The organism is Citrobacter sp. LUTT5, from assembly GCF_009905315.1.
GTDB classification, from domain to species: Bacteria; Pseudomonadota; Gammaproteobacteria; order Enterobacterales; family Enterobacteriaceae; genus Citrobacter; species Citrobacter freundii.
Window position 1 is genome coordinate 4,717,474 of the sequence record NZ_CP047606.1, and the last position, 12,173, is coordinate 4,729,646.

Here is a 12,173-nt window from a genome sequence, read left to right on the forward strand (position 1 = left end):
GGTTACGCCTTACCCGGCCTACGGTCGGTTTCATAACGCACGCTGAAACGCTGTTTGCGTCGGTAGGCGTAAACATCTTCCACATGCCCGTTTTTAATCCGCGTTTGCAGACCACGCCAGTAGTCGGCGCTGAACAGCTCAGCGTGCATCTCTTCAAATAGCGGCCCGATACGCGGGTCGGCACATAGCCAGTGGCGAAACTCTTCCGGGAAGACATCTCCAGGCGATACGCTGTACCACGGCTCAGCGCTCATCTCATCTTCCGGGTAACGTGGCGACGGGATATGACGGAAATTAACCTCCGTCATGTAGCAGATTTCATCGTAATCGTAGAACACCACGCGCCCGTGACGGGTGACGCCGAAGTTCTTAAACAGCATATCGCCGGGGAAAATATTGGCGGCGGCCAGCTGACGAATCGCGTTGCCGTACTCTTCAATGGCATCGCGCAGTTGTTGACCTTCGACCTGCTCCAGCCAGATATTCAGCGGCACCATCCGTCGTTCGATATACAGATGGCGAATGACAATCTGATCGCCAAGATCGGTAATTTTTTCCGGGGCTTCCTGCAATAACAGCGCCATCAGCGCCGGATCGATTTGCCGTTTATCCAGCACAAAATTCTCGAACTCCTGGGTGTCAGCCATCCGCCCCACACGATCGTGCTCTTTGACCAGTTGATAACAGGCGCGGACGTGGGCGGCAGACATCTCTTTTTGCGGCGCAAATTTGTCTTTAATGATTTTAAACACCCGGTCAAAGCCCGGCAGGGTAAACACCAGCATCACCATACCGCGAATCCCCGGCGCTTCAATAAACTGCTCATCACAGTTGGCCAGGTAGAGCAGATACTCCCGATAACTTTCCGTTTTTGCATGCTTCTGACAGCCAATCGCCATATACAATTCAGCGGTGGTTTTACCGGGCAGGATCTCGCGCAACCACTCCACCAGTGCCGCGGGCAGCGGGGCATACACCATAAAGTAGGAGCGGGCGAAGCCAAACACAATGCTCGCCTCCGCCGTCGTGGTCAGGCAGGTATCGACAAACAACTCACCTTCGTCTGTCCGGTGGATTGGCAGTAAAAACGGCAGCGTTCCAGAAGGGGTAATCAGCTTCCCGACCAGCCAGGCGGCCTTATTGCGATAAAACAGTTCATTCGCCACCTGTAAATGGCAGCCTGGCAACACATCCGTTCCCAGGGTTTCGGTCAGGTGTTCGATGATGTAGTGGATATCACGATGTTTATTCTGCCATGGAAGACGTAGGGGAAGATCGCTAAGGACGCGAGTTAGCAGCCACTCCCAGCCGGTATCAGGAAAAAAGTCTTTCGCCAACGGGCGTGGGATCGTGCGGAAACGACGCTCTGGCTGAGAACTGAAAATAAACAGCCGCTCGGGAGTCAACGAGCGGTGATCAAATAACCGACAGTAAACGGAGTTAAAAAAGCTCTCCGCAATCTCGAAGCGCGGGTAATCCGGCAGTAGCCGGGTGTAATGCTCTTTCACGCGAAGTAAAAAATCCGCGTCGGTACTTTTGCCGTCTGTAATGCAGCGCAACTGCTCCACCACCAGACCTACGTGATGATCGTAAAGGTGAATACGGCTTTTCATCGCCTGCTGAACCGCATGCCAGTCGGCATGTTCAAAACGCTGCTGCGCGCCGGAGGTGACTTCCAGAAAACGCCCGTACTGGGCGTCGAAACCTTGCAAAATCGTCTGAGCAATCAGTAATTCCAGGCCACGCGTCATCGACTTCTCCCATCCGGCACAACGTCATGCCGGATGGCGCGTTCGCTTATCCGGCCTACATCCCTTCGTAGGCCCGGTAAGCACAGCGCCACCGGGCATTAATCAAAACTGCGATTCTTCGGTCGAGCCGGTCAGCGCGGTCACCGAGGAAGCGCCGCCCTGAATGATAGTAGTGACTTTGTCGAAGTAGCCTGTACCCACTTCCTGCTGATGGGACACGAAGGTGTAACCGTCTTTAGCCGCCGCAAATTCTGGCTGCTGAACCTTCTCAACATAGTGGCGCATGCCTTCACCCTGCGCATAGGAGTGTGCGAGGTCGAACATGTTGAACCACATGCTGTGGATGCCCGCCAGGGTAATGAACTGGTATTTGTAACCCATATCCGACAGTTGCTGCTGGAAGCTGGCAATGGTTTTGTCGTCCAGGTTTTTCTGCCAGTTAAATGACGGCGAACAGTTGTAGGCCAGCAGTTTGCCGGGGAATTTCGCGTGAATCGCATCGGCAAAGCGCTTCGCCAGTTCGAGATCCGGCGTGGAGGTTTCACACCACACCAGATCCGCATAAGGTGCATAGGCCAGACCACGGCTGATCGCCTGCTCAATACCCGCATGCGTACGGTAGAACCCTTCGCTGGTACGTTCGCCGGTGATGAACTCGCTGTCGTATGGGTCGCAGTCAGACGTTATCAGATCGGCTGCGTCAGCATCAGTACGCGCAATAACCAGCGTCGGAACACCCATGACGTCGGCTGCCAGACGGGCGGCCACCAGTTTCTGGATAGCTTCCTGAGTCGGCACCAGAACTTTGCCGCCCATATGACCACATTTTTTTACCGATGCGAGCTGATCTTCGAAGTGAACGGCCGCTGCACCAGCCTCAATCATCGATTTCATCAGTTCAAACGCGTTCAGGACGCCGCCAAAACCCGCTTCTGCATCGGCGACGATCGGCAGGAAGTAATCCACATAGCGCGGATCGTTCGGCTCAATACCGGTTGACCATTGGATCTGATCGGCGCGACGGAATGTGTTGTTGATCCGATCCACCACTGCCGGGACGGAGTTCGCCGGATACAGCGATTGGTCCGGGTACATGCTGGAGGCCAGGTTGGCATCTGCCGCCACCTGCCAGCCTGAAAGGTAGACCGCTTCAATACCGGCTTTCGCCTGCTGCAGCGCCTGACCGCCAGTCAGCGCGCCGAGGCTGTTGATATAACCTTTCTTCGATTCGCCGTGCAGCAGACGCCACATTTTCGCCGCGCCAAGCTGAGCCAGCGTGCATTCCGGGTTGACCGAGCCACGTAATTTCACCACTTCCTCCGCGCTATATGGACGGGTGATGCCTTCCCAGCGCGGTTGAGTCCATTCTTTCTGTAATTCTTCGATTTGTTGAGTACGGGTTTTCATGTGCAGATGCTCCATATTGTTATGTGGTGGATTACGCCAGCAGGCGGTAGCCTGGCAGGGTCAAGAAATCGATCAATTCATCAGAGGTAGTGATTTGCTCCATCAGGCGCGCGGCATCGTCAAAACGCCCGCTGCTGTAGCGGTGTTCGCCCAGCTCGTCCTGAATCACTAGCATCTCTTCGGCCAGCATCTGACGGAACAGCGGTTTGGTAACCGGCTTGCCGTTGCTGAGCGTCTTCTGGTGGTGGATCCATTGCCAGATGGAGGTACGGGAGATTTCGGCAGTGGCCGCATCTTCCATCAGACCGTAAATCGGTACGCAGCCGTTACCGGAGATCCACGCTTCGATGTACTGCACCGCAACACGAATGTTGGCGCGCATGCCTTCTTCAGTACGCTCACCTTCACAAGGCGCCAGCAGTTGTTCTGCAGTAATCGGCGCATCTTCTTCACGGGTCACGAACAGCTGATTTTTGTTTTCACCGAGTACGTCGTTGAACACCGCCATAGCGGTATCTGCCAGCCCCGGATGAGCAATCCATGTGCCGTCATGACCGTTATTGGCTTCCAGCGCTTTGTCCGCTTTTACCTTGGTCAGAACCTGGTTGTTACGTTCCGCATCTTTGCTGGGAATGAAAGCTGCCATGCCGCCCATCGCGAATGCGCCACGTTTATGACAGGTTTTAATCAGCAGACGCGAATAGGCGCTGAGGAATGGCTTATCCATCGTCACCACCTGACGGTCCGGCAGCACGCGATCCGGATGGTTCTTCAGCGTTTTGATATAGCTGAATATGTAGTCCCAGCGACCGCAGTTCAGACCGACAATATGGTCACGCAGGGCGTGCAGAATTTCGTCCATCTGGAAGACGGCCGGCAGCGTTTCAATCAGCAGAGTCGCTTTGATGGTGCCGCGCGGCAGATTAAAGCGATCTTCTGCATAGCTGAACACTTCGCTCCACCATGCTGCTTCTTGCCAGGCCTGCGTTTTTGGCAGGTAGAAGTAAGGGCCGCTGCCTTTTGCCAGCAACGTTTTGTAATTGTGGAAGAAATAGAGGGCAAAATCGAACAGGCTGCCCGGGATGGATTCGCCACGCCAGGTGACGTGTTTTTCCGGCAGATGCAGACCACGAACGCGGCATACCAACAGAGCCGGATTAGGTTTGAGCTGGTAAATTTTACCCGCTTCATTGGTATAGCTAATGGTGCCATTGACCGCATCGCGCAGGTTTATCTGCCCGTCGATAACTTTGTTCCACTCAGGAGCCAGCGAATCTTCAAAATCAGCCATAAAGACTTTGACGTTCGCGTTCAGCGCGTTGATAACCATCTTGCGCTCAACAGGCCCAGTTATCTCTACGCGGCGATCCAGTAAATCATCAGGAATTCCGCGAATTTTCCAGTCACCTTCTCGAATGGAAGCCGTTTCCGAAATAAAATCAGGCAACTTACCGTCATCAATATCCTGCTGCTGCTGGATACGTGCAGCCAGAAGTTTATTGCGTTTTGGCGTAAATCTTGTCACCAGTTCAGTCAGAAACTCTACTGCTTCAGCGGTCAGAATTTGTTGCTCCTGTTCGCCACGCGGCCTGGTGAAGACCAGTTCATCGGTTGTCGTTGCCTGTTGATTCATTGCGTAGTTCCTCGTCATTGATCCAAACACATCCCCAATGCGAACGAAGGATCGTTGTGCGCTTTTCGTTCAGCACAACTAAGACTACTCATTTAAATTTCAAAATCAAAAACAATTTCCATTTTTAATTTAATTATCAATTAACCTATTGATAACAATATAAATAAAATTTAATTACACGGTGAGGTGCGTTTCGGAAATAAAAAAGGCACCCGAAGGTGCCTGATTCAATATGCTGAAACGCTTAAGGATCGTCTGCTACAGAAGATTAATCCAGCGTTGGATTCATGTGACGCAGATCATATGGCGTGATCTGGTAGACGTAATAGTTGAGCCAGTTGGTAAACAACAGATTACCGTGGCTACGCCAGGTTGCCCGCGGTTTGTTTTGCGGGTCATCTTTCGGGAAGTAGTTATAGGGCACTTCCGGCGTTAGGCCCGCTTCGACGTCACGAAAATACTCACTGCCGAGCGTATGGGCATCATATTCCGGATGGCCCGTCACAAAGGCAATTCGTTTATCTTTGCTGGCAAACAGGTAGGCATCTCCCTCTTCGGTTTCAGCAAAAATCTCGAGATCGGTGTAGTCGCGAATAAGCGCAGCAGGAAAATCGGCATAGCGCGAATGCGGAGCCAGGAACGCATCATCGAATCCACGCGTCAGCAGCGCATGAGGATGCAGAATATGGTGCTCATAGACGCCTGAGAGTTTGTCCGTACGGGTTTGCTTAGGAATTCCGTACAGGATATTCAGCGCGGCCTGCACCGCCCAACAAACAAATAGCGTTGAGGTAACGTGATCTTTCGCCCATTCAAGCACTTGTTGAATCTGCGGCCAGTAAGCCACGTCATTAAATTCGACCAGACCCAACGGCGCGCCGGTCACGATCAGTCCGTCAAAGTTCTGATCGCAGATATCCTCGAAATTACAGTAAAAGTTATTCAGATGCTCCGTAGGGGTGTTACGTGACTCGCGAGCATCGATGCGCAATAGCTGAACATCTACCTGTAGCGGTGAGTTAGACAGTAAGCGCAGGAACTGGTTTTCCGTTTCAATCTTCTTGGGCATCAGGTTGAGGATGAGCACCTTCAGTGGTCGAATTTCCTGACCGGAAGCGCGGGATGTCGTCATCACAAAGACGTTTTCCTCACGCAAGAAATTGACGGCGGGTAGCTCGTCCTGCACGCGAATTGGCATAACCTGATAACCTCACTACATACGTTTAAACGTTTAGACATCCAGATAGCTGAAGATACCCAGGAATCATGCGAATGTCGAGCCTGCATCCTCAAGTTGAGAAAGTTTCACGGCCCTTGCTGTAGAATAGTGCAGTAAAGATAAAAGGAGAATGCCATGCCCTTTACCATTCGTCGTTCGCGTAAGGACGAAGGCGATAAGCTCATATCTATCTGGTGTCGTTCTGTCGATGCGACGCACCATTTCCTCTCTGCGGATTATCGGATTGAGCTGGAAGAGCTGGTAAGTTCATTTTTACCAGAAGCTCCGCTATGGGTTGCAGTGACAGAACAAGATGAGCCTGTCGCCTTTATGCTTTTGACCGATCAGCATATGGATGCGTTGTTTGTCGATCCGGATGTGCGTGGTAGTGGCGTTGGTAAACTGCTGATTGAACATGCTTTATCAATGGTTTCAACGCTAACGACCAACGTTAATGAACAGAATGAGCAGGCAGTTGGATTCTATAAGAAGATGGGATTTACTGTGACGGGACGGACGGAAGTGGACGATCTCGGACGAGCGTACCCGTTACTCAACCTCGTACACGGGTAGCCGTATCCGGATAACTGCTGGCGCACACCGCATCCGGCGTTTTTTTACCCCGCACACACGCAAAAAAGCCCATCCGTCAGGATGGGCTTCTTCACTTTATTTGATGCCTGGCAGTTCCCTACTCTCGCATGGGGAGACCCCACACTACCATCGGCGCTACGGCGTTTCACTTCTGAGTTCGGCATGGGGTCAGGTGGGACCACCGCGCTACAGCCGCCAGGCAAATTCTGTTATTAACCCGCTTTTCGCCGGTTAATGTAATCTGTATCAAGCTGAATCTCGTCTCTTCGCCAAAACATCTTCGGCGTTGTAAGGTTAAGCCTCACGGTTCATTAGTATCGGTTAGCTCAATGTATCGCTACACTTACACACCCGACCTATCAACGTCATCGTCTTTAACGTTCCTTCAGGAGACTTATAGTCTCAGGGAGAACTCATCTCGGGGCAAGTTTCGTGCTTAGATGCTTTCAGCACTTATCTCTTCCGCATTTAGCTACCGGGCAATGCCATTGGCATGACAACCCGAACACCAGTGATGCGTCCACTCCGGTCCTCTCGTACTAGGAGCAGCCCCCCTCAATTCTCCAGCGCCCACGGCAGATAGGGACCGAACTGTCTCACGACGTTCTAAACCCAGCTCGCGTACCACTTTAAATGGCGAACAGCCATACCCTTGGGACCTACTTCAGCCCCAGGATGTGATGAGCCGACATCGAGGTGCCAAACACCGCCGTCGATATGAACTCTTGGGCGGTATCAGCCTGTTATCCCCGGAGTACCTTTTATCCGTTGAGCGATGGCCCTTCCATTCAGAACCACCGGATCACTAAGACCTGCTTTCGCACCTGCTCGAGCCGTCACTCTCGCAGTCAAGCTAGCTTATGCCTTTGCACTAACCTCCTGATGTCCGACCAGGATTAGCTAACCTTCGTGCTCCTCCGTTACTCTTTAGGAGGAGACCGCCCCAGTCAAACTACCCACCAGACACTGTCCGCAACCCGGATCACGGGTCCACGTTAGAACACCAGCCATTAAAGGGTGGTATTTCAAGGATGGCTCCATGCAGACTGGCGTCCACACTTCAAAGCCTCCCACCTATCCTACACATCAAGGACCAGTGTTCAGTGTCAAGCTATAGTAAAGGTTCACGGGGTCTTTCCGTCTTGCCGCGGGTACACTGCATCTTCACAGCGAGTTCAATTTCACTGAGTCTCGGGTGGAGACAGCCTGGCCATCATTACGCCATTCGTGCAGGTCGGAACTTACCCGACAAGGAATTTCGCTACCTTAGGACCGTTATAGTTACGGCCGCCGTTTACCGGGGCTTCGATCAAGAGCTTCTCCTTACGGATAACCCCATCAATTAACCTTCCGGCACCGGGCAGGCGTCACACCGTATACGTCCACTTTCGTGTTTGCACAGTGCTGTGTTTTTAATAAACAGTTGCAGCCAGCTGGTATCTTCGACTGATTTCAGCTCCACGGGTAAACCGCTTCACCTACATATCAGCGTGCCTTCTCCCGAAGTTACGGCACCATTTTGCCTAGTTCCTTCACCCGAGTTCTCTCAAGCGCCTTGGTATTCTCTACCTGACCACCTGTGTCGGTTTGGGGTACGATTTCGTGTTACCTGATGCTTAGAGGCTTTTCCTGGAAGCAGGGCATTTGTTACTTCAGCACCGTAGTGCCTCGTCATCACACCTCAGCGTTAAAAAGGTACCGGATTTACCTGGAACCTCCGCCTACATGCTTAAACCGGGACAACCGTCGCCCGGCTAACATAGCCTTCTCCGTCCCCCCTTCGCAGTAACACCAAGTACAGGAATATTAACCTGTTTCCCATCGACTACGCCTTTCGGCCTCGCCTTAGGGGTCGACTCACCCTGCCCCGATTAACGTTGGACAGGAACCCTTGGTCTTCCGGCGTGCGGGTTTTTCACCCGCATTATCGTTACTTATGTCAGCATTCGCACTTCTGATACCTCCAGCATGCCTCACAGCACACCTTCAACGGCTTACAGAACGCTCCCCTACCCAACAACACATAGTGTCGCTGCCGCAGCTTCGGTGCATGGTTTAGCCCCGTTACATCTTCCGCGCAGGCCGACTCGACCAGTGAGCTATTACGCTTTCTTTAAATGATGGCTGCTTCTAAGCCAACATCCTGGCTGTCTGTGCCTTCCCACATCGTTTCCCACTTAACCATGACTTTGGGACCTTAGCTGGCGGTCTGGGTTGTTTCCCTCTTCACGACGGACGTTAGCACCCGCCGTGTGTCTCCCGTGATAACATTCTTCGGTATTCGCAGTTTGCATCGGGTTGGTAAGTCGGGATGACCCCCTAGCCGAAACAGTGCTCTACCCCCGAAGATGAATTCACGAGGCGCTACCTAAATAGCTTTCGGGGAGAACCAGCTATCTCCCGGTTTGATTGGCCTTTCACCCCCAGCCACAAGTCATCCGCTAATTTTTCAACATTAGTCGGTTCGGTCCTCCAGTTAGTGTTACCCAACCTTCAACCTGCCCATGGCTAGATCACCGGGTTTCGGGTCTATACCCTGCAACTTAACGCCCAGTTAAGACTCGGTTTCCCTTCGGCTCCCCTATACGGTTAACCTTGCTACAGAATATAAGTCGCTGACCCATTATACAAAAGGTACGCAGTCACCCCATAAAGAGGCTCCCACTGCTTGTACGTACACGGTTTCAGGTTCTTTTTCACTCCCCTCGCCGGGGTTCTTTTCGCCTTTCCCTCACGGTACTGGTTCACTATCGGTCAGTCAGGAGTATTTAGCCTTGGAGGATGGTCCCCCCATATTCAGACAGGATACCACGTGTCCCGCCCTACTCTTCGAGTTCACAACCTGTGCATTTTGGTGTACGGGACTATCACCCTGTACCGTCGGACTTTCCAGACCGTTCCACTAACACACAAGCTGATTCAGACTCTGGGCTGCTCCCCGTTCGCTCGCCGCTACTGGGGGAATCTCGGTTGATTTCTTTTCCTCGGGGTACTTAGATGTTTCAGTTCCCCCGGTTCGCTTCATTACGCTATGTATTCACGCAATGATAGTGTGTCGAAACACACTGGGTTTCCCCATTCGGAAATCGCCGGTTATAACGGTTCATATCACCTTACCGACGCTTATCGCAGATTAGCACGTCCTTCATCGCCTCTGACTGCCAGGGCATCCACCGTGTACGCTTAGTCGCTTAACCTCACAACCCGAAGATGTTTCTTTCGATTCATCATCGACTTGCAAAAATTTGAGAGACTCGAACACACCGCTTTTCATTTCTTATTACGGAGAAATGAAACAGTGTGTCGTTTCAATTTTCAGCTTGATCCAGATTTTTAAAGAGCAAAACTTCTTAATGCACTCGAAAGTACATTCAGAAGTTCATCATTCATCAGACAATCTGTGTGAGCACTACAAAGAACGTTTCTTTAAGGTAAGGAGGTGATCCAACCGCAGGTTCCCCTACGGTTACCTTGTTACGACTTCACCCCAGTCATGAATCACAAAGTGGTAAGCGCCCTCCCGAAGGTTAAGCTACCTACTTCTTTTGCAACCCACTCCCATGGTGTGACGGGCGGTGTGTACAAGGCCCGGGAACGTATTCACCGTGGCATTCTGATCCACGATTACTAGCGATTCCGACTTCATGGAGTCGAGTTGCAGACTCCAATCCGGACTACGACATACTTTATGAGGTCCGCTTGCTCTCGCGAGGTCGCTTCTCTTTGTATATGCCATTGTAGCACGTGTGTAGCCCTACTCGTAAGGGCCATGATGACTTGACGTCATCCCCACCTTCCTCCAGTTTATCACTGGCAGTCTCCTTTGAGTTCCCGACCGAATCGCTGGCAACAAAGGATAAGGGTTGCGCTCGTTGCGGGACTTAACCCAACATTTCACAACACGAGCTGACGACAGCCATGCAGCACCTGTCTCAGAGTTCCCGAAGGCACCAAAGCATCTCTGCTAAGTTCTCTGGATGTCAAGAGTAGGTAAGGTTCTTCGCGTTGCATCGAATTAAACCACATGCTCCACCGCTTGTGCGGGCCCCCGTCAATTCATTTGAGTTTTAACCTTGCGGCCGTACTCCCCAGGCGGTCGACTTAACGCGTTAGCTCCGGAAGCCACGCCTCAAGGGCACAACCTCCAAGTCGACATCGTTTACGGCGTGGACTACCAGGGTATCTAATCCTGTTTGCTCCCCACGCTTTCGCACCTGAGCGTCAGTCTTTGTCCAGGGGGCCGCCTTCGCCACCGGTATTCCTCCAGATCTCTACGCATTTCACCGCTACACCTGGAATTCTACCCCCCTCTACAAGACTCTAGCCTGCCAGTTTCGGATGCAGTTCCCAGGTTGAGCCCGGGGATTTCACATCCGACTTGACAGACCGCCTGCGTGCGCTTTACGCCCAGTAATTCCGATTAACGCTTGCACCCTCCGTATTACCGCGGCTGCTGGCACGGAGTTAGCCGGTGCTTCTTCTGCGAGTAACGTCAATCGTTGCGGTTATTAACCACAACGCCTTCCTCCTCGCTGAAAGTACTTTACAACCCGAAGGCCTTCTTCATACACGCGGCATGGCTGCATCAGGCTTGCGCCCATTGTGCAATATTCCCCACTGCTGCCTCCCGTAGGAGTCTGGACCGTGTCTCAGTTCCAGTGTGGCTGGTCATCCTCTCAGACCAGCTAGGGATCGTCGCCTAGGTGAGCCGTTACCCCACCTACTAGCTAATCCCATCTGGGCACATCCGATGGCAAGAGGCCCGAAGGTCCCCCTCTTTGGTCTTGCGACGTTATGCGGTATTAGCTACCGTTTCCAGTAGTTATCCCCCTCCATCGGGCAGTTTCCCAGACATTACTCACCCGTCCGCCACTCGTCACCCAAGGAGCAAGCTCCTCTGTGCTACCGTTCGACTTGCATGTGTTAGGCCTGCCGCCAGCGTTCAATCTGAGCCATGATCAAACTCTTCAATTTAAGTTTGATGCTCGTGAATTAAACTTCGTAATGAATTACGTATGTTCACTCAGAGACTTGGTATTCATTTTTCGTCTTGCGACGTTAAGAATCCGTATCTTCGAGTGCCCACACAGATTGTCTGATAAATTGTTAAAGAGCAGTTGCGACGCGCTTTAGCGCTCTGTCGCGAGGTGGCGTATATTACGCTTTCCTCTTTCAGAGTCAACCCTCATTTTCAGGTTTTTCTCTTCAACCGAACCGGCTGTTTGTGTGAAGTGATTCACATCCGCCGTGTCGATGGAGGCGCATTATAGGGAGTTTCCTGTGGCCCGCAACTCTTAAATTGCAGAAAAATGACTGACTGCTGCATTCCACAGCAAAACCCCGCCTTATACCTATTTACGCACAGAGTTATCCACAAACCACACGATCGTTTCTACGATCCTCTCGTTATATCAGCCTCTTTCAACAGAAAAAGAAGAGGTCAAAATCGAAAATTAAAAATTCGCGAGCGCTGCGCAAACGTTTTCGTTACAATGTCCCCGCACAACAAGGATGCCCCGTAAGGGGCGTTAGCTGAGTTTTTAGCCAAGAATTCACCTAACGCTCTCTG

Annotated in this window: 5 protein-coding genes and 3 rRNA genes; 1 reads left to right on the forward strand and 7 read right to left on the reverse strand. The window is 52.0% G+C overall.

What is annotated here, in order from left to right; translation table 11 throughout:
• Nucleotides 1–2: 2 nt before the first annotated feature.
• The 4 genes from aceK to metA all read right to left on the reverse strand — a co-directional run bounded on the left by aceK (nt 3) and on the right by metA (nt 5,989).
• The gene (gene aceK / locus GUC46_RS22445) at nt 3–1,751 is read right to left on the reverse strand and encodes a bifunctional isocitrate dehydrogenase kinase/phosphatase (RefSeq protein ID WP_130715372.1); all 1,749 of its coding nucleotides are present in this window, start codon (nt 1,749–1,751) and stop codon (nt 3–5) included.
• A 102-nt stretch (nt 1,752–1,853) separates the two neighbouring features.
• Nucleotides 1,854–3,158, reverse strand: coding sequence for an isocitrate lyase (gene aceA, locus GUC46_RS22450; protein ID WP_003031609.1), 1,305 nt, complete (start codon nt 3,156–3,158; stop codon nt 1,854–1,856).
• 31 nt (nt 3,159–3,189) lie between these two features.
• Nucleotides 3,190–4,791, reverse strand: coding sequence for a malate synthase A (aceB, locus tag GUC46_RS22455; RefSeq protein WP_003844674.1), 1,602 nt, complete (start codon nt 4,789–4,791; stop codon nt 3,190–3,192).
• 268 nt (nt 4,792–5,059) lie between these two features.
• Nucleotides 5,060–5,989, reverse strand: a complete 930-nt coding sequence (gene metA, locus GUC46_RS22460) for a homoserine O-succinyltransferase (protein ID WP_003841431.1) — start codon at nt 5,987–5,989, stop codon at nt 5,060–5,062.
• A 156-nt stretch (nt 5,990–6,145) separates the two neighbouring features.
• Between metA and GUC46_RS22465 the strand changes: the two genes are divergently transcribed.
• Complete coding sequence (locus tag GUC46_RS22465) at nt 6,146–6,583, forward strand: acetyltransferase (RefSeq protein ID WP_003841433.1); 438 nt, start codon at nt 6,146–6,148, stop codon at nt 6,581–6,583.
• Nucleotides 6,584–6,688: 105 nt separating this feature from the next.
• Here the strand turns inward: GUC46_RS22465 and rrf are convergent.
• The 3 genes from rrf to GUC46_RS22480 form a co-directional block, all read right to left on the reverse strand.
• Nucleotides 6,689–6,804: ribosomal RNA gene (rrf, locus tag GUC46_RS22470) — 5S ribosomal RNA — on the reverse strand.
• 90 nt (nt 6,805–6,894) lie between these two features.
• A 23S ribosomal RNA gene (locus tag GUC46_RS22475) occupies nt 6,895–9,801 on the reverse strand.
• Between the two features lie 235 nt (nt 9,802–10,036).
• Nucleotides 10,037–11,578: ribosomal RNA gene (locus GUC46_RS22480) — 16S ribosomal RNA — on the reverse strand.
• The 16S, 23S and 5S rRNA genes sit together here, the layout of an rRNA operon.
• Between the last annotated feature and the right edge of the window lie 595 nt (nt 11,579–12,173).